General features: G+C 67.5%; 20 protein-coding genes. 16 read left to right on the top strand and 4 right to left on the bottom strand.

The genetic code is table 11. The features are described from left to right. Window positions 1-53 precede the first annotated feature (53 nt). A complete protein-coding gene (locus AX284_RS06590; protein ID WP_068384241.1) occupies window positions 54-893 on the bottom strand; it encodes an urease accessory protein UreD in 840 nt (279 codons plus the stop codon). A 945-nt stretch (window positions 894-1,838) separates the two neighbouring features. Then, window positions 1,839-2,882 (bottom strand): AraC-like transcriptional regulator QhpR, encoded by a 1,044-nt coding sequence (gene qhpR, locus AX284_RS06585; protein WP_068384239.1) that lies wholly within the window; start codon window positions 2,880-2,882, stop codon window positions 1,839-1,841. 339 nt (window positions 2,883-3,221) lie between these two features. Here qhpR and eat point away from each other — a divergent pair, with 339 nt between their 5' ends. The 3 genes from eat to eutC all read left to right on the top strand — a co-directional run bounded on the left by eat (window position 3,222) and on the right by eutC (window position 7,193). After that, window positions 3,222-4,586: an ethanolamine permease gene (gene eat / locus AX284_RS06580; protein WP_068384237.1), complete on the top strand. Its 1,365-nt coding sequence runs from the start codon at window positions 3,222-3,224 to the stop codon at window positions 4,584-4,586. A gap of 211 nt (window positions 4,587-4,797) precedes the next feature. After that, window positions 4,798-6,189: an ethanolamine ammonia-lyase subunit EutB gene (locus AX284_RS06575; RefSeq protein ID WP_068384235.1), complete on the top strand. Its 1,392-nt coding sequence runs from the start codon at window positions 4,798-4,800 to the stop codon at window positions 6,187-6,189. Between the two features lie 188 nt (window positions 6,190-6,377). Continuing rightward, on the top strand, window positions 6,378-7,193 hold the full coding sequence (gene eutC, locus AX284_RS06570) for an ethanolamine ammonia-lyase subunit EutC (RefSeq protein WP_068384233.1): 816 nt from the start codon (window positions 6,378-6,380) through the stop codon (window positions 7,191-7,193). 13 nt (window positions 7,194-7,206) lie between these two features. Here eutC and AX284_RS06565 read toward each other — a convergent pair whose 3' ends face one another. After that, window positions 7,207-7,641: a GNAT family N-acetyltransferase gene (locus AX284_RS06565; RefSeq protein ID WP_068384231.1), complete on the bottom strand. Its 435-nt coding sequence runs from the start codon at window positions 7,639-7,641 to the stop codon at window positions 7,207-7,209. Between the two features lie 127 nt (window positions 7,642-7,768). On the opposite strand from AX284_RS06565, the gene AX284_RS06560 reads away from it, so the two are divergent. Further along, a complete protein-coding gene (locus AX284_RS06560) occupies window positions 7,769-8,674 on the top strand; it encodes an alpha/beta fold hydrolase (protein WP_017642627.1) in 906 nt (301 codons plus the stop codon). Here AX284_RS06560 and rutR read toward each other — a convergent pair. Then, window positions 8,671-9,357 (bottom strand): HTH-type transcriptional regulator RutR, encoded by a 687-nt coding sequence (rutR, locus tag AX284_RS06555; protein WP_082731521.1) that lies wholly within the window; start codon window positions 9,355-9,357, stop codon window positions 8,671-8,673. The genes AX284_RS06560 and rutR overlap by 4 nt on opposite strands. Window positions 9,358-9,699: 342 nt before the next feature. Here rutR and rutA point away from each other — a divergent pair, with 342 nt between their 5' ends. The 12 genes from rutA (at window position 9,700) to AX284_RS06495 (ending at window position 20,539) form a co-directional block, all read left to right on the top strand. Next, entirely contained in the window at window positions 9,700-10,788 is a 1,089-nt protein-coding gene (gene rutA, locus AX284_RS06550) for a pyrimidine utilization protein A (RefSeq protein WP_017642625.1), read from the top strand. Beyond that, a complete protein-coding gene (gene rutB, locus AX284_RS06545) occupies window positions 10,788-11,516 on the top strand; it encodes a pyrimidine utilization protein B (protein WP_017642624.1) in 729 nt (242 codons plus the stop codon). Before rutA ends, rutB begins: the two co-directional genes overlap by 1 nt. A 5-nt stretch (window positions 11,517-11,521) precedes the next feature. Further along, window positions 11,522-11,905, top strand: coding sequence for a pyrimidine utilization protein C (gene rutC, locus AX284_RS06540; protein ID WP_017642623.1), 384 nt, complete (start codon window positions 11,522-11,524; stop codon window positions 11,903-11,905). 85 nt (window positions 11,906-11,990) lie between these two features. Then, complete coding sequence (rutD, locus tag AX284_RS06535; RefSeq protein WP_017642622.1) at window positions 11,991-12,776, top strand: pyrimidine utilization protein D; 786 nt, start codon at window positions 11,991-11,993, stop codon at window positions 12,774-12,776. A 4-nt stretch (window positions 12,777-12,780) separates the two neighbouring features. Continuing rightward, window positions 12,781-13,305 carry a flavin reductase gene (locus tag AX284_RS06530; RefSeq protein WP_068384229.1) on the top strand — a complete coding sequence of 175 codons (525 nt, stop codon included), beginning with the start codon at window positions 12,781-12,783 and terminating at the stop codon, window positions 13,303-13,305. A gap of 351 nt (window positions 13,306-13,656) precedes the next feature. Then, window positions 13,657-14,676: an isopenicillin N synthase family dioxygenase gene (locus tag AX284_RS06525; protein ID WP_068384227.1), complete on the top strand. Its 1,020-nt coding sequence runs from the start codon at window positions 13,657-13,659 to the stop codon at window positions 14,674-14,676. Next, on the top strand, window positions 14,676-15,062 hold the full coding sequence (locus tag AX284_RS06520) for a VOC family protein (protein ID WP_068384225.1): 387 nt from the start codon (window positions 14,676-14,678) through the stop codon (window positions 15,060-15,062). The genes AX284_RS06525 and AX284_RS06520 overlap by 1 nt, the downstream gene beginning before the upstream one ends. 20 nt (window positions 15,063-15,082) lie before the next feature. Next, the gene (locus tag AX284_RS06515) at window positions 15,083-16,174 is read left to right on the top strand and encodes a BMP family ABC transporter substrate-binding protein (RefSeq protein ID WP_068384223.1); all 1,092 of its coding nucleotides are present in this window, start codon (window positions 15,083-15,085) and stop codon (window positions 16,172-16,174) included. Between the two features lie 118 nt (window positions 16,175-16,292). After that, window positions 16,293-17,807, top strand: a complete 1,515-nt coding sequence (locus AX284_RS06510; protein WP_068384221.1) for an ABC transporter ATP-binding protein — start codon at window positions 16,293-16,295, stop codon at window positions 17,805-17,807. Then, window positions 17,800-18,927, top strand: coding sequence for an ABC transporter permease (locus AX284_RS06505; protein ID WP_068384219.1), 1,128 nt, complete (start codon window positions 17,800-17,802; stop codon window positions 18,925-18,927). The genes AX284_RS06510 and AX284_RS06505 overlap by 8 nt, the downstream gene beginning before the upstream one ends. Then, window positions 18,924-19,850 carry an ABC transporter permease gene (locus tag AX284_RS06500; protein ID WP_017642615.1) on the top strand — a complete coding sequence of 309 codons (927 nt, stop codon included), beginning with the start codon at window positions 18,924-18,926 and terminating at the stop codon, window positions 19,848-19,850. The genes AX284_RS06505 and AX284_RS06500 overlap by 4 nt, the downstream gene beginning before the upstream one ends. Further along, entirely contained in the window at window positions 19,847-20,539 is a 693-nt protein-coding gene (locus tag AX284_RS06495) for a cysteine hydrolase family protein (RefSeq protein ID WP_017642614.1), read from the top strand. The genes AX284_RS06500 and AX284_RS06495 overlap by 4 nt, the downstream gene beginning before the upstream one ends. Window positions 20,540-20,967 lie beyond the last annotated feature (428 nt).

The raw sequence follows: 20,967 nt of genomic DNA, 5'->3' as shown, positions 1-20,967 counted from the left end.
AAAGTCGGTCGATCATCGCGGCCATGGGCCGCGCCTACAAGAGTGTCGCGGCCTCAGGTGCTCCAGATCCGTGGCGGCATGGCGGCGCGGCCCAGCAGGGCCGGGCGCAGCAGGCGCCAGAGGTCGATCAGCCAGGCGCGGGCCTGCAGGGATTCGGTGGCCAGGCAGCGGGCGACCACCAGGCCGGGCAGCTGGGTCAGGTCGCCGCGAACCGGCAGGGCGAGGTCGCGGCAGCGCGCCAGGGTGTCGGCGTCCAGGGTGCCGGTGATCAACAAGGTAGCGAACACCGGCTGACCGGCCAGGCCGATGGGCGAGTCCAGCAACCGATCCGCGCCGACCAGGCGTTGGCGCTCATGCCACAGCGGAGTGCCGTCGCGGCGGATGTCCAGGTGCGCCTGGAACAGCCCCTCGGTGAAGCGCTCGGCACTGGCTGGGCGGCCCAGGGCGACGATGTCCCAGTAGCAGAGGCGGGCGTCGCCTGCCAGCTCGATACGGGTGGCGAGATGGGCCTGGGCGCCGGAGAAGACGATGGTCTCCTGGGGTAGCCATTCCAGGGTAGCGCCGGCGGCGACGCGCAGCTCGATCTGCTGATGCGCTGCGCTGTCGGCGCGATACCACTTGGCCGCCCCGGGGCTGGTGAGCTGGGCCCAGGCGTTCTCGCCGACGCTGACGTCGATGTCCAGCCGATCGCCCCCAGCGATGCCGCCCGGTGGATGGACGATGATGTGCTGGCAGACCTCGGGACCTTCGGCGTGCAGATGTTTCTGCACCCGCAAGGGGCCGACGTGGCGGCGGGTGGTCGGCCGGGTCCAGTCGCCCTGGCGGGCATAGGCCAGCTCCAGGCGCGCCAGCCAGGCAGGGGTGAACAGGGCAGGAGGCAGAGCAGAGGTCATCGGGGGTTGGTCGTTGTTTTGGTTGGGCCGTTTGGGGAGGGCCTTGCAAGAATCTGACCGGGTGGGGGGTATTTGTGAAGCGGGGGCGCTATGGAGGGCGTCGGGATAGGTGCCCGGGCTATTTGCTGAGTTTTGTATGTAGTTCCTGTTTCGCCTGGCCGGCGACTTACTTTTCTTTGCTTGCGGATCGCCGCCCGGTGCAAAGAAAAGTAAGCAAAAGAAAGCACACCCCACGTTTCGGCCCTCCGCTGCGCTCCGGGTGATTCGCTCCGCTCACCCTTCGGGCCAGCCTGCGGCTGTTACTCCGCTTCGCTACGTCTCCCTCGCTCCGGCGCCGCTCCGGGGGCACGGCACGAAGGGGCTTCCTGCCCCTCGCGCCTTGCTCGGCGTCCTGCCTCGCATCCCCTTCCACGACACCTACACTCGGCCTCACTGACGGGGACGGGGCGCAAGCCTGATGTCCGGATGTTCACAGGTTTGTAGCGTGGAAAACCGCGCAGCGTTTTCCACTGGAAGGTACCGACACTATCAGTGGACAAGGCGACGCTGTCCACGCTACGGGCTACGGGTTTTATGGTTCTTCAACCAACACTTTCAGGCTGGCGAATCGCCCCGTTCAGGAGGGCAAGCGCCAGTGTCGTGGAGTGGGTCGAGCCGCATGGATGCGGCGAGAGGTCCAGTGGGCTATGGACGGCCCATCTGGACCGACCCCGGAACGGCGCTGGCGTGAGCGGACCCGGAGCGCAGCGAAGGGCCGGATGTCCGGGGCAAGCGTTTTTGGTTACTTTTGCCGCGATTGGCAAAAGTGACTCGCCCGGGTGGGCGAAACAAAAAGTCTCAGCAGACTTCAGTAATCGGCTGGGTACCGATGAGCACAGGTGCTTTGGGCTTCGCTCCGCTCAGCACCAATCTACGTCAGCCGGTCTTCGGCGCGCCGACCCTTCCCTACGAAATCCCCCGCCACTGCCGCGGACTCACCTGAAACCACCGCCGAAACGCCCGTGAAAAGGCGCTGGTCTCCGAATAGCCCAGCAGCGGCGCCAAATCCGTGACCGGTAGCCGCTGCCGCAGGTAGTGCTGCGCCAGGTCGCGGCGGACACCCTCGACCAGCGCCGAGAAGCTCGCGCCCTGGTCGCGCAGGCGGCGCTGTAGCTGGCTGGTGGACAGGTCCAGGCGGTGGGCGATGGACTCCAGGCTGGGTTCGCCCAGGGGCAGCGCCAGGCGTACCGAGGCGCGGACCTCTTCGAGCAGTTCCAGCTGCGGCAGGCGCTGGCCGAGTTGGCGGATGGCGTCCTGTACCACCAGCAGGAGCAGCGGATCGTGGTCGGGCATGGCGCGGTCGCGCAGGTCGGCCTTGGGCACCAGCATGGCGTTGCAGGCCTGGCCGAAGCTGACCGGGGCGTCGAACAGCCGGCGATGCTCGTGCCAGCCCTCGGGCCGGGGGTGTTCGAACTGCACCGCCCGCGGCGCCCAGGTCGGGCCGAGTACATGGCGCAAGAGGTTGAGCAGCATGCCCAGGGTCAGCTCGGCGTCCTGGCGGCGGGCGACGATGGCGCCGTGGCGTACCTGGTAGTCGAAGCGCCAGCAATCGCCGGCGTCCACCAGCTGGATCAGGGTGCTGTGCTGGTGGAAGGGAAAGGCGGCGGCGAAGTTCTGCAGGGCCGCCTCGGCGGTGGGCGAGCAGAGCCCCACGTAACCCAGCAGACCGAGCATCTGCGGCTTGAACTGCTGCCCGTAGTGCAGCCCGAAATTGTCGCAGCCGGACTGGGCGGCGGCTTCTTCCAGGACCCGGCAGTAGTTGCCCAGCCCCAGGCTCAGGGTGGGATGCTGCAACTGTTCCGGATCGATGCCGGCGGTGCCGAAGATGCGATCGACATCGCCACCGTGGCTGGCGATGACGGTGTCCAGCCCGCTGGCGGCAGCAGAGAGCACGCCGAGGTTGCGCGATATTGAGGTCAGGGCGGCGAAACCAGAGGCGGCCAGGGGCATGGGGTGGGTCCAGGGAGGGGATCGGCATGAATGAAGCAAAGGCTGTGCCCCAGGGTGGCAGTCGATCCAGAGCAGGGACCATAACGTCGAGGGCTTCACGCTATTCGGCCCCTTGATGTGCCCCATCGCAGGGCGAGGAGTCGGACATCGCACCAGGGTGGTGCGGCCTTGGGTAGCAGCCTGGGAAGAGGAGTAACGCCGACTTGACCCCAGGCCTCGGCAACCGTGTCGAGCGGTCAAGTCGCCACGGCCCCGAGCTGTTTAAGCTCGAAAAAGCCGGGCATCGCGGGATCGCGGTGACCCATTCGGATCACGTCGCTACAAGGGGAGTGGCCTGTCATGACCAACGAGAAACTCAAGCCGACCCTCGGCACCCTGCACCTCTGGGGTATCGCCGTGGGTCTGGTGATCTCCGGGGAGTACTTCGGCTGGAGCTATGGCTGGGGCGTCGCCGGGACCCTGGGCTTTCTGGTTACCGCGCTGGTGGTGGCGGTGATGTACACCTGCTTCATCTTCAGCTTCACCGAGCTGACCACCGCCATTCCCCATGCCGGCGGCCCCTTCGCCTACAGCCGCCGCGCCTTCGGCCCCCGGGGCGGTACCATCGCCGGGATCGCCACCCTGATCGAATTCGTCTTCGCCCCGCCGGCCATCGCCATGGCCATCGGCGCCTACCTCAATGTGCAGTTTCCCGCCCTCGATCCCAAGCTGTGCGCGGTGGCGGCCTATTTCATCTTCATGACGCTGAACATCCTCGGGGTGAGCATCGCCGCCACCTTCGAATTGGTGGTAACGGTGCTGGCGGTGATCGAGTTGCTGATCTTCATGGGGGTGGTGGCGCCGGATTTCAGTCTGGCCAACTTCACCCGCGGTGGCTGGGCCGGGCAGGACCAGTTCTCGCTGGCGGCGGTGGGTGGCATGTTCGCCGCCATCCCCTTCGCCATCTGGTTCTTTCTCGCCATCGAGGGCGCGGCCATGGCCGCCGAGGAAGCCAAGGACCCCAAGCGCACCATTCCCAAGGCCTACATCGCCGGCATCCTCACCCTGGTGACCCTGGCCATCGGCGTGATGATCTTCGCTGGCGGCGTGGGCGACTGGCGGGCGCTGTCCAACATCAACGATCCGCTGCCCCAGGCCATGAAGGGGGTGGTGGGCGAGGGCTCCGTGTGGCTGCACCTGCTGGTGGGCATCGGCCTGTTCGGGCTGGTGGCCAGCTTCCACGGCATCATCCTCGGCTATTCCCGGCAATTCTTCGCCCTGGCCCGCGCCGGCTTTTTGCCCCACGGCCTGGCCAAGCTGTCGCGCTTCCAGACGCCGCACCGGGCGGTGCTGGCCGGCGGCGTGGTGGGCATCGCCGCCATCTTCAGCGACGGGGTGATCAGCCTGCAGGGCATGACCCTGACCGCCGCCATGATCACCATGAGCGTGTTCGGCGCCATCGTCATGTACATCATGAGCATGCTCAGCCTGTTCAAGCTGCGCCGCAGCGAGCCGAACCTGGAGCGCACCTTCCGCGCACCCGGCTATCCGGTGGTGCCGGCCATCGCCCTGGTGCTGGCGGTGGTCTGCCTCATCGCCATGGTCTGGTACAACCCGGTGATCGCCAGCGTCTTCGTGGTGCTGATGGTGATAGGCGCGCTGGTCTGCGGTCTCAGCCGTAGACAGGGCGACATTGCACCCGATGCTGCCTTTGGCGAAGCCTGAGAGCCTATTCAAAGTCTGCTGCGCGTCGGCCAAACGGCGTTGAAAAGGCCCTGGAGGGCCAGCCCCGTCGGAATGCTCATTTACCATTCGTAAACTCGAGCGCGAGTCCGATCCGCTTCCTCAGGCCTTTTCGTGGGGCTGCCTAGGCCTTGTTTGTCTCTAGCTCGCGAGCCTTTGAACAGGCTCTGCGCAGCGCAACCCGGGAGGTAGCATGAGCGGTTTCCAGCATAGCGTGGGCGGCCAGACCTGGCGTTTCGCCGATCTCAAGGAACTGCTGGCCAAGGCCACCCCGGCGCGTTCCGGGGATGTCCTGGCCGGAGTCGCCGCCGGCAGCGACGTGGAGCGGGTGGCAGCGCAGATGGCGCTGGCCGAAGTGCCACTCAAGCACTTTCTCAGCGAGGCGGTGATCCCCTACGAGGCCGACGAGGTCACCCGGCTGATCCTGGATACGCACGATGCCGAGGCCTTTGCCCCGGTCGCCCACCTCACCGTGGGCGGCTTCCGCGACTGGCTGCTAGGTGCGGCGGCCGACGAGACCAGTCTCGCCGCGCTGGCCCCGGGGCTGACTCCGGAGATGGTCGCCGCGGTGTCCAAGATCATGCGCATCCAGGACCTGATCCTGGTGGCGCAGAAGGTTCGGGTGGTGACCCGCTTTCGCAACACCATCGGCCTGCGTGGACGGCTGTCGACCCGGCTTCAGCCCAATCACCCGACCGACGATCCGGCCGGCATCGCCGCCAGCGTCCTCGACGGCCTGCTCTACGGCAACGGCGATGCGGTGATCGGCATCAACCCGGCCACCGACAGCACGGGCGGCATCTGCGAGCTGCTGAAGATGCTCGATGCCGTGATCCAGCGCTACGAGATCCCGACCCAGGCCTGCGTGCTGACCCACGTCACCACCAGCATCGCCGCCATCGAGCGCGGTGCGCCAGTGGACCTGGTGTTCCAGTCCATCGCCGGCACCCAGGGCGCCAACGAAAGCTTTGGCATCAGCCTGGCGCTGCTGCAGGAGGGCTATGAAGCCGGACTGTCGCAGCGCCGCGGCACCCTGGGCGACAACCTCATGTATTTCGAAACGGGGCAGGGCAGCGCCCTCTCGGCGGGGGCCCACCATGGCGTCGATCAGCAGACCTGCGAGGTGCGCGCCTACGCCGTGGCGCGCAAATTCCAGCCGCTGCTGGTCAATACCGTGGTCGGCTTCATCGGCCCCGAGTACCTCTACAACGGCAAGCAGATCATCCGCGCCGGGCTGGAGGATCACTTCTGCGGCAAGCTGCTCGGCGTGCCCATGGGCTGCGACATCTGCTACACCAACCATGCCGAGGCCGACCAGGACGACATGGACATGCTGCTGACCCTGCTGGGCGCGGCGGGTATCAACTTCATCATGGGCATCCCGGGCTCCGACGACGTGATGCTCAACTATCAGACCACCTCCTTCCACGACGCCCTCTACGCCCGCCAAGTGCTGGGCCTGCAACCGGCGCCGGAATTCGCCGCCTGGCTCGACCGCCTGGGCATCCTGCGCCTGGAAGACGGCCGCTTCCGCCTCGGCGACGGCCTGCCCGCGCCGTTCCAGCGCGCGTTGGCGCAGATGTGAAGGGTTTTTTCGTAGGTTGGGCTGAGCGCAGCGAAGCCCAACGTTGCCAGGCCCGATTCGTACCTGTTGGGCTTCGACGGTGGAGCTGTCTCAACCCAACCTACGAAAGGCCGAGTGCCCTGTCCATCCCGTACCTGTTGGGCTTCGACGATGGAGCTGTCTCAACCCAACCTACCAAGGAGGTTGCCATGAAGGACTCCGACACCGCCCGCTCCGATCCCTGGGCCGAGTTGCGTCGCCTGACCCCGGCGCGCATCGCCCTGGGCCGCGCCGGCACCAGCCTGCCCACCGCTGCCCAGCTGGACTTCCAGGCCGCCCATGCCCAGGCCCGCGATGCGGTACACCTGGCCTTCGACCACCAGGCGCTGCATGAAGGCCTGACCGCCCAGGGCCGCGAGACCCTGGTGCTCAGAAGCGCCGCGCCGGATCGACACACCTATCTGCAGCGCCCCGACCTGGGACGCAAGCTGTCGGAGGAATCCGCCCGTAAGCTACAGGCCTATGCCGCCGAGCATCCCGAGGGCTTCGACGTCGCCGTGGTCATCGCTGATGGCCTCTCCGCCCTGGCGGTGCATCGCCATGCGCTGCCGTTCCTCGAGCGCCTGGCCGACCAGGCCCAGGCTGAGGGCTGGCGCTGGGCCCCGGTGACCCTGGTGGAGCAGGGGCGGGTGGCGGTGGGTGACGAGATCGGCGGCCTGCTCAAGGCGCGGCTGCTGGTGATGCTGATCGGCGAACGCCCGGGCCTGAGTTCGCCCGACAGCCTCGGCCTCTACTTTACCTATGGCCCACGCCCTGGCCTCAACGACGCCTATCGCAACTGCATCTCCAACGTGCGCCTGGAAGGCCTCGCCTATGGCCTGGCGGCGCACAAGCTGCTCTACCTGATGCGCGAAGCGGATCGGCGTAAGCTCTCTGGGGTGCAACTCAAGGATGAGGCCGAGGTGCCCCTGCTGGAGGGTGGGGAAGAGAACGCCCGGGTCGGTAATTTTCTCACTGCTCAATGAGCGTGACTGGCCTTCATCCTGGCGTGAGCGTCTTGCGCAGGAAGTACCGCGCGAAGCCCGGCGGATAGTCCGCCAGCTCGCCGAAGACTTCATAGCCCAGGCGCTCGTAGAAGCCGCGGGCCTGGAACTCATGGGTGTCGAGCCAGGCGCCGTGGCAACTGCGGCTGCTCGCCTCGGCCTCGGCGCGCAGCAGCAACTCGCGGCCGGCGCCCTGGCCGCGGACGGCCTCGTCCACCGCCAGCAACTGCACGGTCAGCCAGCCATAGCTGGTATAGCCCCAGAGGCCGCCGAGGGCTTCGCCGCCGCGGGTCAGGCTGATGACCAGGGCCCGGTAACCGCTCGGGCCCGCCTGGCTGTCGTTGTAGCGCCTCAGCGGCGCGGCGATGGCCTGGCGCAGGTCTTCGCGTGCTTCGTCGGTCAGGTGGTAAACCAGGGGTGCTGCGGACATGGCGAAGGTCTCGGGAAGAGGTCTGTCCGAGCATAGCGCAGCAGTGCTGCGTGACCGCCCGGTTCTGCCGCTTTCGCCGGGGCGGCCTTGGGGTAGCATGGCCTTTTAGCCGTCTCGCGAGGGAGCCATGGACATACGTGAAGGTCGCGCCCGGGTCGGCGCCCTCGAGCTGGCCTATGAGGACTGGGGCGATCCCGCTGATCCGGCGCTGCTGCTGATCATGGGCTTTGGCGCCCAGTTGCTGCTCTGGCCGGAAGGCTTCTGCGAGGCCCTGGTACGCCGGGGCCTGCGGGTGATCCGTTTCGACAATCGCGACGTCGGCCAGTCCTCGCGGCTGAGCTGGCCGGGTGGACGGCCGCCTTCACTGTGGCCGGTGCTGGGGCGGGCGCAACTGGGCAAGCCCAGCGCCGTGCCCTATCGCCTGGAAGCCATGGCCGCCGATGCGGTCGGGCTGCTCGATCACCTGGGGCTGGAACGCGCCTTCGTACTGGGCGGCTCCATGGGCGGCATGATCGCCCAGATCCTCGCCGCCAACTGGCCACAGCGGGTGGCGCGGCTGGGCATCCTGTTCTCGTCGACCAATCAGCCGCTGTTGCCGCCACCCTCGTTCAAGCTGCTTGGCAGCCTGCTGCTGCGACCCCCGGCCGATCTGCCGGCGGAGGCGGCGCTCGCCCGGCAGAAGGCCCTGCTGCGCGGCATCGAGAGTCCGAGGTATCGCCAGAGCGAGGCCGATCTGGAACGGCTGGTGCAGCGCATCCTGGCGCGCGGGGTGGATGTGGAGGGGGTGCAGCGGCAGTTGTTCGCCCTGCTCGGCAGCGGCGATCTGCGCGTCTTCGCCCGCCGCATCCAGGCGCCGACCCTGGTGGTGCACGGCGCGCGGGATCCCTTGCTGCGTCCGGCCTGTGGTCGCGCCGTGGCGCGGGCCATTCCCGGCGCCCGCTTCGAGCTGATACCGGACATGGCCCATGACCTGCCGGCACCGCTCTGGCCGAGGCTCAGCGAGTTGTTCGCCGACTTCTTCCTGGCGGCCTAGGCCGGGTCGCCGGCGCGGGGCCTGAGTCCGTCGATGATCAGCGTCTCCAGGCCCTGCAGGACCTCGTCGAAGAACAGCGGATCCTTCAGCGAGCGGCCGCACAGGGTCTGCACCTGCACCCGGAAGTCCGCATAGTGCTGGGTGATGGCCCAGATGCTGAAGATCAGGTGGTGCGGATCCACCGGCGCCAGCTTGCCGGCGGCGATCCAGGTGCGGATCACCCGGGCCTTCTCATCCATCAGGTCGTGCAGGCTGCCCTGCAATTCGGGCAGCAGCAGCGGTGCGCCCTGGACCATCTCCAGGCAGAACAGCCGGGACTCGGCGGGATAGTCGCGGGACATCTCCAGCTTCTGGCGCAGATAGCCGCGCAGGGCGTCGAGGGGTTCCTGGTCTTCGCTGAAGGTGCGCAGGGGATTCAGCCAGGTCGCCAGCAGCTGACGCAGCACGGCGACATAGAGCTCTTCCTTGTTGCTGAAATAGTAGAGCAGGTTGGTCTTGGAGACGTCCGCCTGCAGCGCCACCTGATCCAGACTGGCGCCGTGCAGACCGAAGCGGGAAAAGATATCGAGCGCCGCGCTGAGGATCTGGGCGCGCTTGGCTTCTATCTGGCGCTGCCGGCGTTGCTGGGCGGCAGGGCTGGGTTGGCGGGACTTGCGTGGCGGAAGATCACTGGCCTGACTCACGAACTGCTCCTTGGGCCTTCTTGGACATCTGACGCGGGCCGGCTGCAGGCGCGGTCGTTGAGCTTCGCACCTTCCTGGTGACGAATCATCGGCGGACCCCGAAAGGTAGCGCGTCAGTCTCCGAACTCTAGCATGGCGCGCCGGCCTTCATGCCCCGGATTCGGGCGCCTTGCACAAACTAGGTGCTCTAATCTGGACCAAATGGTCCAGCTTTATTCTCGAACAGACCCCAAGTGTTTGATTGGCTTGAACTTTCAAGACTTGGCAAGCTTTCTGCTCCGATCCTGCAGCAACGGCGCATCTGGATGCGCTTCGATTCCTGACTGCGGGAGAGTGCGAGCGATGAACATCGGTGTCTTCATTCCCATCGGCAACAACGGCTGGCTGCTATCGGAAAACGCGCCCCAGTACCGGCCCACCTTCGAGCTGAATCGCGAGATCGTGCAGCGCGCCGAGCACTACGGCTTCGACTTCGCCCTGTCGATGATCAAGTTGCGCGGCTTCGGCGGTAAGACCGAATTCTGGGACCACAACCTGGAATCCTTCACCCTGATGGCGGGCCTGGCGGCAGTGACCTCGCGCATCAAGCTGTTCGCCACCGCCGCGACCCTGACCCTGCCGCCGGCCATCGTCGCGCGCATGGCCGCCACCATCGACTGCATCTCCGGCGGCCGCTTCGGCGTCAACCTGGTCACCGGCTGGCAGAAGCCCGAATACAGCCAGATGGGGCTCTGGCCGGGCGATGAATTCTTTGCCAGTCGCTATCAATACCTCGGTGAATACGCCCAGGTGCTGCGCGATCTCTGGGGCACCGGCCAGTCGGACTTCCAGGGCGCGCACTTCCGCATGGAGGACTGCCGGGTCAGTCCGCAGCCCCAGGCGCCCATGGAGATCGTCTGCGCCGGGGCGAGCGATGCCGGCCTGGCCTTCGCCGCCGAACATGCCGACTACAGCTTTGTCTTCGGCAAGGGCGTCAACACGCCCAAGGCCTTCGCCCCGGCGGTGGAGCGGCTGCAGGCGGCCACCGCCAAGACCGGGCGCGAGGTCTCCTCCATCGCCCTGTTCATGATCATCGCCGCCGAGACCGACGAGGCGGCCCGCGCCAAGTGGGAGCACTACAAGGCCGGGGCCGACGAGGAGGCCATCGCCTGGCTGGGCGCCCAGGCCGCCGCCGACACCAAGTCCGGCAGCGACACCAATGTGCGGCAGATGGCCGATCCGACCTCGGCGGTCAACATCAACATGGGCACCCTGGTGGGTTCCTTCGCCAGCGTGGCGCGGATGCTGGACGAGATCGCCGAGGTGCCCGGGGCCAGCGGGGTGCTGCTGACCTTCGATGACTTCGTCCAGGGCGTGACCGACTTCGGCGAGCGCATCCAGCCGCTGATGCAGAGCCGCCGTCACGTCGAGCTGCTCAAGGAGAGTGCCTGATGAACGCTGTGGAAACCCTGGCGGGCTATGCCCTGCCTGCGAGCGACGCCGAAGCCGTGACGCTGCCGGCGCGGCCCGAACCGCTGCGGCTCAAGGCCAGCGAGACGGCGCTGATCGTGGTGGACATGCAGAACGCCTATGCCAGCAAGGGCGGCTACCTGGACCTGGCCGGCTTCGACGTCTCCGCTACCGGCCCGGTGATCGAGAATGTCGCCGCCGTGGTGGAGACCGCCCGCGGCGCCGGTATCCAGGTGGTCTGGTTCCAGAATGGCTGGGATCCGGAGTATCGCGAGGCGGGCGGACCGGGTTCGCCCAACTGGCACAAGTCCAATGCCCTGAAGACCATGCGCAAGCGACCCGAATTGCAAGGGCAGTTGCTGGCCAAGGGCGGCTGGGACTATGCCCTGGTGGATCAGCTGCAGCCGGCGGCCGCCGATCTGGTGGTGCCCAAGACCCGCTACAGCGGCTTTTACAACACCCACCTGGACAGCCTGCTGCGCGCCCGTGGCATCCGCAACCTGGTGTTTGTCGGCGTCGCCACCAACGTCTGCGTGGAGTCGACCCTCCGGGACGGCTTCTTCCTCGAATACTTCGGCGTCTGCCTGCACGACGCCTGCCACCAGGCCGGACCCCGTTCGGCCCACGACGCCGCGCTGTTCAACATCGAGACCTTCTTCGGCTGGGTCGCCAGCTGCGCCGACTTCCACACCACCTTCGCCAAGGACTGAGCACCATGCCCAAGCAAGCCGTGATCCCAGCCGGTACCGGTACCCCCATCGCCCCCTTCGTGCCCGGCAGCCTGGCCGATGGCGTGCTCTATGTCTCCGGCACCCTGCCGTTCGATGCCCAGAACAACGTGGTCCATGTCGGCGACGCCGCCGCCCAGGCACGCCACGTGCTCACCACCATCCAGGGCGTGGTGGAGGCGGCTGGCGGCAGCATGGCCGACGTCACCTTCAACATGATCATGCTCACCGACTGGGCGAACTACGCCGCCATCAACGCGGTGTACGCCGAATTCTTTCCTGGCGAGAAGCCGGCGCGCTACTGCATCCAGTGCGGCCTGGTGAAGCCTGACGCCCTGATCGAGATCGCCAGCATCGCCCATGTCGGCTAGCTCCCGCTCCGTACCTACCCCCTCTCCCTCTGGGAGAGGGCTGGGGTGAGGGAAGCCCCAACCACTGAACCACCAAGGACCGCCCATGCACTTCGAACTCCATGGCCGCCAGGACCCGGCGGCCGAGACCCTGCTGCTCAGCTCCGGGCTGGGCGGCGCCGGGGCCTTCTGGGCGCCACAGCTGGCGACTCTGGGCGAACGTTTCCGGGTGGTGGTCTACGACCAGACCGGCACCGGCAGGAGCCCGGCCGAGTTGCCCGCCGACTATTGCATCCAGCATATGGCCGAGGACCTGCTGGCGCTGGCCGATCGCCTGGAACTCGACCACTGTCTGTTCATGGGCCATGCCCTGGGCGGTCTGGTGGGCCTGCAGGCCGAGCTGCTACGGCCGGGCCTGATCCGTCGCCAGGTGCTGGTCAACGCCTGGAGCCGACCTAATCCGCACACCGCGCGCTGCTTCGCCCTGCGCCAACGGCTGCTGCGCGATAGCGGCGCCGCGGCCTATGTCCAGGCCCAGGCGATCTTTCTCTATCCGGCCACCTGGATCGCCGAACAGGGCGAGCGCCTGGCCGCCGACGAAGCCCATGCCCTGGCGCACTTCCCCGGTGAGGCCAATGTCCTGCGGCGCATCGGCGCGCTGCTGGCCTTCGATGTGGACGCCGAGCTGGGACGTATCCAGGTACCGACCCTGGTATTGGCCAACCGCGACGACGTGCTGGTGCCCTGGACCTCGTCCCAGCGCCTGGCCGCAGGCTTGCCCCAGGCCACCCTCCAGTTGCTGGAGTGGGGCGGCCACGCTTCCAGTGTCACCGACCCCGCCACCTTCGACCGGGTGGTACTCGACTATCTCAGCCAAGCCCTGGAGGCGTAACGCCATGTCCGTTGCCCATGCCGTGCCCCTATCCGCCACTACGCCCGCCACTCTTGTCGACCGCGACCTCTTCCGGGGGGCCATGGCGCGCCTGGGCGCCGCGGTCAACCTCGTCACCACCGACGGTCCGGCCGGCCTGGCCGGCTTTACCGCTACCGCCGTGTGCAGCGTCAGCGACAGCCCGGCGACCTTGCTGGTCTGTCTCAACCGCGGCGCCTCGGTGCATCCGGCCTTCAGCGCCAACGGCGTGCTCTGCGTCAACGTCCTGGCCGCCGGCCAGCAGACGCTGGCCAACCTCTTCGGGGGCAAGACCGCCATGGCCGAACGCTTCGCCGCGGCGAACTGGACGCGCCTCGCCACCGGTGCGCCGGTGCTGGACGGCGCCCTGGTGGCCTGCGATTGCCGCATCGCCGGAGTGCAGTCGGTGGGCAGCCACGACCTGCTGCTCTGCGAGGTGCTGGGAGTGGCCGAGCCGGGTGGTCAGGGTGGCCTACTGTATTTCGATCGGCGTTATCACGAGCTGGCCTAGCGGGGGCTGTCGGGCTTCGACGAGGGAGCCGTCTCCACCCAACCCATGACCGCTGTAGGTTGGGTTGAGCGCAGCGAAGCCCAACACCGCCCAGCCGATCCAACACCCCAAAGCCTTCCCTGTCAGCCTTAACCGCACCCCAGGCGCCACCCCGGTGCACGCTGACCGTTCGAGGTGCAGCGCACCATCAGCGGATCCTGAGTATCGCCCTCAACGCGCTGTTTTTATTGGCTTTTATAGTTTTTACCAAATGGTCCAAAGATGGCACAACGGTTGCAATTTCCCTGCTGCCGTCCTGCCCGGTGAACGTGCGTCGCGCTGTCTCCTTTCGTCCCACTCGTGAGGTCCGTCATGCCGCTGTCCAGTGTTCCCATTATCGATCTGGCTCCCTACTTCGAAGGTTCTGCCGCCGGCAAGCAGGCGGTGGCCAAGGCCGTCGACCAGGCCTGCCGCGATATCGGCTTTCTGGTCATCACTCACCATCAGGTGCCCGAAGAACTGGTCGAGCGTGTCTCGCGCCTGTCGCGAGCCTTCTTCGACCTGCCGCTGGCGGAGAAACGCAAGGCTGATCGACCGCGCTCGGATCAGGTGCGCGGCTACAGCGCGGTGGCCGAGGAAAGCCTGTCCTACAGCCTGGAAGAGGCGGCGCCGGGGGATCTCAAGGAGTCCTTTTCCATTGGCCCTCTGGATGTTCCGGCCACGGCCTATTACCGCGGCCCCGAAGCCGGGCCGCACTTCGCGCCCAATGTCTGGCCCGCGGCCATTCCCGGCTTTCGCCAGGCCTATGCCGAGTACTTCGCCGCCATGAGCGACCTGGCGCGCACCCTGATGCGGCTCTTCGCCCTGGGGCTGGACTTGCCGGAGACCTACTTCGACAGCCGCATCGATCGCCACATCAGCATGTTCCGCACCCTCTGCTATCCCCACCAGAAGGAAGCGGCGCTGCCTGGCCAGCTGCGCGCCGGTGCCCATACCGACTACGGCAGCCTGACCATCGTCCGTCCCGATGACGCCCCCGGCGGGCTGCAGGTGCGCAATGCCGACGGCGAGTGGGTGGACGTGCCCAAGGTGCCGGGCAGCTTCGTGGTCAACATCGGCGACCTGATGATGCAGTGGACCAACGACCGCTGGGTCTCGACCCTGCACCGGGTGGTGAATCCACCGGCGGATGCCGGTTGCGACACCCGCCGCCAGTCCCTGGTGTTCTTCCACCAGCCCAACTACGACACCCTCATCGAATGCCTGCCCGGTTGCGCCACGCCCGGCACGCCGCCGCGCCATGCGCCCATCACCTCGGGCGACCACCTGAGATCCAAGTTCGTCAAGCAGACCACCTTTGGTGGCACCCAGACCGGCGTGCGGGTGGCCTGATGCCGAGTCTTTCCTACGTCAACGTCTTCGCCCGCGACGTGGTGGCCCTGAGCGGCTTCTACCAGCGGGTGTTCGGTTTCCCGGAGATCGAGGCGATCCGCTCGCCGATCTTTCGCGGTCTGGACACCGGCAAGACCGCCATCGGCTTCAACGCGCCGGAGGCCTATGAACTGCTGGGGCTGGGCGAATTCGCCGGCAGTGAAGGCTGCCGCTTCCTGCTCAATCTGGAGGTGGGCAGCCGCGCCGAGGTGGACCGGCTGGTGCCGGTGGCCGAGGCCGCCGGTGCGCGCCTGGTGAAGGCGCCCTACGAAACCTATTACCACTGGTACCAGGCCGTGCTGCTGGACCCGGAAGGCAACGTATTCCGTATCAACTACATGCTGTAGACAAGACTAAGGACGAGACGATGCTGAGCAGATGGCTGGGAAGAGTGGCGTGTGTGCTGGCGCTGGTGGGACTGGGCGCCGTGGCGCAGGCGGACGACGAGGGTTTCACCCTCAAGGGCGAGCCGAAGATCGCCATGCTGTATTTCACCGCCAAGAACGACGGCGGCTGGACCCAGGCCATGGACGAGGCGCGGGTCAAGATCGAGAAGGAACTGGGCCTGAAGATCCAGTTCGTGGAAAACGTGCCGGAGACCGCCTCGGCCATCCGCCCGGCCGCCGAGCGTTTCATCAAGCGCGGCGCCAACATCGTCATCGGCACCGCCTTCGGCTATTCCGACACCTTCAAGCAACTGGCCGAGCAGTATCCCGAGGTGGCCTTCCTCAACGCCTCGGGCACCACCAACGGCCGTAACCTGGAATCCTTCTACGGCCGCACCTACGAGAGTCAGTACCTCTGCGGCATGGCCGCGGGCGCGGCCTCCAAGACCGGCAAGCTGGGCTTCGTCGCCGCCAATCCCTTCGGCGTGGTGAACTGGACCATCAACGCCTACGAGCTGGGCGCCCGGCAGATGAATCCCAACGCCACCCTCACGGTGATCTACACCGGCAGCTGGAACGATCCGGTCAAGGAGCGCGCCGCGGCCGCCGCCCTGATCGACCAGGGCGCCGACGTCATCGGCCAGCACGTGGACACCCCCACGCCGCAGATCGTCGCCCAGGAGCGCGGCGTCTATGGCACCGGCCACCACCGCGACATGCGCCAGTTCGCGCCCAAGGCCACCCTCTGCTCCTCGGTGTGGGTCTGGGATCGCTTCCTGGTGCCCGAGCTCAAGAAGGTCATCGCCGGCCACTGGAAACCTGCACCCAACGGCGCCCTGGTGTCCATGGCCGACGGCGGCACCGACATCGCCGGCTTTGGCGACGCCGTGCCCAAGGCGGCCCAGGAGAAGATCCTCGCCGAGCGCGAGGCCCTGCTCAAGGGCAAGCAGATCTACGCCGGTCCCTTGAGCGATCGCGACGGCAAGGAGCGCGTCCCCGCCGGCCAGGTACTGTCCGACCCGGCGCTGTGGCAGATGGACTGGTTCGTCCAGGGCGTGACGACGCAAAAGTAGCGGCTCACCCCTGGGTGCCGGGCCTCTCCAGGCCCGGCACCGGAGCTAACGCCTGGGTAGGGTGGAAAACCGCGCAGCGTTTTCCACGGAGGCGATCCTTGGACAAAGGCCGACCAGCATGAAAAGACACAACGCCCTGCAACTGCGCGGCGTCGGCAAGACCTTCGATGGCTTCCAGGCGCTGCAGCAGGCGGATTTCCTGGTGCGCTGGGGCGAGGTGCATGCGCTGCTCGGCGAGAACGGCGCAGGCAAGTCGACGCTGATGAACATCGCTGCCGGCCTCTATGCGCCGGAGACCGGTGAGCTCCTGGTGGACGACAACCCGGTGCGGCTGCGCGGTCCGGCGGACGCCGCGCGCTTGCACATCGGCATGGTCCACCAGCACTTCAAGCTGGTGCGGCCCTTCAGCGTCGCCGAGAACGTCCTGCTCGGCCTGCCGGCGGGGCAGGGTAGTCATCGCCGGCGCCTGGTCGAGATCAGCGAGCGTATCCGCCAGCAGGCGGCCGCCCTGGGCTTCGCCATCCGCCCGGAGCAGCGGGTGGCGGACCTGTCCATCGCCGAGCAGCAGCGGGTGGAAATCCTCAAGGTGCTGCTGGCCGGGGCGCGCATCCTCATCCTCGACGAACCCACCGCAGTACTTACCGATGGCGAAGGCGAGCGGTTGCTAGAGACCCTGCGCGCCCTGTCAGCGGAGGGCGCAGCGGTGGTGCTGGTGACCCATCGCATGCAGGACGCCCTGACCTACGCCGACCGCCTCACGGTGATGCGCGGCGGCCGCACCCTGCGCAGCCTGGACCCCGCCGAGGTGTCGGTGGACGAACTGGTACGCCTCACCGTGGGTGACGCCCAGCCGCTCGCCGACACCCCGCGACGTGCTGCCGGGGCACCGCTGCTGACGGTGCGCGGCCTACGCACCCCGGAACGTGGCGGGCGCCGCGCCCTGGATGGCATCGACCTGGAGCTGCGCGCTGGGGAGATCTATGGCATCGCCGGGGTTGGCGGTAACGGCCAGGGCGAGCTGGCCGACGTGCTGATGGGCCTGCCGCAGCCCTGCGAAGGCGAGGTACGGCTGGAGGGCTTCGGTGATCTGGCCGCGGCTGCCGGCGCTCGCCGCCGCGATCTGCGCATCGCCGCCATTCCCGCCGACCGCTATGGCAGCGCCTTGGCCGGGTCCCTGTCGGTGGCTGACAACTTCGCCATCGGCGCGGTGCATGCCGGTCGCTTCGGTGGCTTCGCCCGCCTGGATCGCCGCGCCCAGGAAGAGGCGACCCAGGCGGCGGTCACGCAATTCGATGTCCAGGGCGTGCGCTCGGTGCGGCAGAAGGCGGCGCTGCTCTCCGGCGGTAATGCCCAGAAGCTGGTGATCGCCCGGGAATTCGGCCGCGAACCGCGGCTGGTGCTGGCCCACAGCCCCAGTCGTGGCCTCGACGTGCGCGCCGGCTCCGAGGTACAGGCGCGCCTGCTGGCCGCCCGCGAGGCCGGCGCCGCGGTGTTGTTGATCAGCGAAGACCTGGACGAGGTGCTGGCCCTCGCCGATCGCATCGGGGTGATGAGCGCCGGACGCCTCGTCGCCGAATTCCAGCGACCCGCCGATCGCCAGGCGATCGGCCATGCCATGGTGAATCATGCTTGAACCCCTGAGTGCTCCGCTTTCCCAGGTCGATGGCCCGCGACCACGGCAACCGCTGTTCAGCCGGCGCTACACCCTGGAGATCCGCCAGCAGCTGGCCTGGCCCTGGCAGGCGCTGATCCTCGGCCTGGCGTTGCTGGTCGGCCTGGGGCTGTCGGCCGCCATCCTGGTGCTGGCCGGGGTGCCGGCCGGCGAGTTGCTCAACGAATTCGTGGTCGCCACCCTGTTCGATGCCCAGAGTCTGCAGGCCACCCTGTTCCAGGCCGCGCCGGTGATCCTGGTCGGTCTGGCCGGCTGCCTGGCCTTTCGCGCGCGCTTCTGGAATCTGGGGCTGGAAGGCCAGATGATCTGGGGGGCCATCGGCGCCACGGCAGTGTCGCTGTTCGAGATCGGCCCGGAAGCCCTGCGCCTGCCGCTGATGCTGGTGGCGGCGCTGCTCGGCGGCCTGCTCTGGGCGCTGGCGCCCCTGTTGCTCAAGCTGCGCCTGGGGGTCAACGAGATCATCGCCTCGCTGATGCTCAACTACATCGCTGCCAACTTCCTGCTGCACCTGGTGTTCGGTCCCTGGAAGGACCCGCGCGACGCCTTTCCCTATTCACCGCTGTTCCGCCCCTTCGAACGGCTGCCGGAGTTGTTGCCCGGGCTGAGTCTGGCGGTGCCCCTGGCGCTGCTGGTGGCGGTGCTGGCCTGGTGGTTCGTCGCCCTTAGCCGGGCCGGGCTCTACCTGAAATTCGTCGACGCCAATCCGCGGGTGGCCGGCGCCGTCGGCGTGCCGGTGCGCGCCACCATCCTTGCCACGGTGCTGGCTTCCGGCGCCCTGGCCGGGCTGGCCGGCTTCGTGGTGGCGGCCGGGCAGGAGGGGCGGCTGACCCAATCCTTCTACCAGGGCTATGGCTTCTCCGGGATCCTCATCGCCTTCCTGGCGCGCAACAACCCCCTGGCCGCCGCCGTGGTGGCTTTCCTGGTGGCGACCCTGTTCGTCGCCGGGCGCAATCTGCAGGTGTTCTACCAGATCCCCTTCGCCATGGTGCAGCTGATCCAGGCGCTGATCGTCATCTGCGTGGCGTCCTCGGATTTCTTCATCCGCCATCGGCTCAGACGCAGCCAGGGAGGTGCCGCTTGAATCTGGTCGCCAGCTGGCTGGGTAACGTCCCCGACTTCGCCATACCCTACGCCCTGGCGGCGCTGGGGCTGATCCTCACCGAGCGATCCGGGGTGCTGGCCCTGCATGCCGAGGGCCTGATGCTGGTCGGCGCGCTGTTCGGCATCGGCGCGCAGCTGGCCTTGGGCAATGCCGGCCTGGCGCTGCTGGCGGCCATGGGAGCGGCGGCGCTGGTCTCGTTGCTGTTCGCGGTCATGGTGATCTGGCTGCGCATCAACCAGGTGATTGCCGGCCTGACCCTGGTGTTCTTCTGCCAGGGCCTCACCGGCCTGCTCGGCACCCTCTGGGGCTGGACCAACCAGCCGGTGGCCGGCCTGCCGGCGCTGGCGCTCTGGCCGCTGTCGGAGCTGCCGCTGGTGGGGCGGCTGTTCCAGCAGAACCTGCTGGTCTACCTGACCCCGCTGATCTTCTTCGCGGTGATCGCCTGGCTCGAACGCACCACCCCCGGGCTGCGTCTGCGGGCGGTGGGTGAGAACCCCCAGGCGGCCGATGCGGCGGGTCTCTCGGTGGCCGGCTACCGGTTGCTGGCGATCCTCGCCGGTGCGGCGCTGGTGGGTCTGGCCGGAGGCTACATCGCCGTGCTCAGCACCAAGCTGTGGATCGCCGAGATGACCGGCGGCCGTGGTTGGATCGCCGTGGCCCTGGTGATCTTCGCCCGCTGGTCGCCCTGGCGCGCCCTGGCCGGGGCGCTGCTGTTCGGCTGCATCGAGGCGCTGATTCCGCAGCTGGCTGCCGCCGGTGTGCGGCTGTCGCAATACTTCATCCTGATGGCGCCCTATGCCGTCACCCTGGGCGTGATGATCTGGGTCGCCCTGGCCGGGCGTGACCGCCTGAGCCAGCCCGGCGCCCTGGGCGAAGCCTATGTTCGGGAGGAACGCCGATGAGCCTGCGCGCTTTCGTCTATGAAGAACTCCGGCTGCTGGCGCGGGCGGACTTCGCCGATTATCTGGATCCGAGCACCACGGCGGTGCTGTCCATCGACCTGCACCGCGGCCACCTGGACGCCTCGCCGAAGTGCCCCTGCCCGGCGCCCCGCGCCCGTGACCTGGTGGCGCCGGTGGACGCCTTCCACCGCCAGGCCCGCGCCCTGGGCGTGCGCATCGTCCATGTGAAATCGGTGCTGCGCGCCAATGGCGCCGATGACCTGGGCGGTATTCCTGCGGCCTGGCGGCGGACCTTTCCGCTACACGTGGGGCCGATTCCCAATGCCGACGCCCATGCCCTGGAAGGCTCGCCCTGGACCGAGCTGCTCACCGAGGTCCTGCCCGAAGACCTGCGGGTGGAAAACAAACGGCGGCTGTCGGCCTTCTATCCCACCGACCTGGACTTCCTGCTGCGCAACCAGCGCATCACCACTGTGGTGCTGGATGGCGGCTTCACCGACTGCTGCGTGCTCAACACCGCCTTCGACGCCAGCAACCGCACCTACAGGGTGATCGTCCTGCGCGACCTGGTGCGAGGAACCGATGAAAGCCTGGAGCGGGCGGCGCTGAGCATGGTCTCCCTGCACCTGGGGCTGGTGATGGAATCCCGGGATCTGCTCGCGGCCTGGGGTGCTAGCAGCGGGTCCTGACCGCGGTCCGTTGGGCTTCGACGATGGAGCCGTCTCAACCCAACCTACAAGAGCATTGGTTTCTTGTAGGTTGGCGCTGAGCGCAGCGAAGCCCAACGGTGCCCAAGGCCAGACCCCGTGTTGGGCTTCGACGGTGGAGCTGTCTCAACCCAACCTACAAGGGGATTGGGTTCTTGTAGGTTTGCGCTGAGCGCAGCGAAGCCCAACGGTGCCCAAGGCCAGATCCTGCATGTTGGGCTTCGACGGTGGAGCCGTCTCAACCCAACCTACAAGGGCATTGGGTTCTTGTAGGTTGGCGCTGAGCGCAGCGAAGCCCAACGGTGCCCAAGGCCAGGCCCCGCGTGTTGGGCTTCGACGGTGGAGCTGTCTCAACCCAACCTACAAGGGGATTGGGTTCTTGTAGGTTGGCGCTGAGCGCAGCGAAGCCC

It is taken from the genome of Pseudomonas sp. HUK17 (assembly GCF_001566765.1).
Note: the sequence above shows the minus strand (reverse complement) of the source record. Positions and strands in the feature narration are given on the sequence as shown.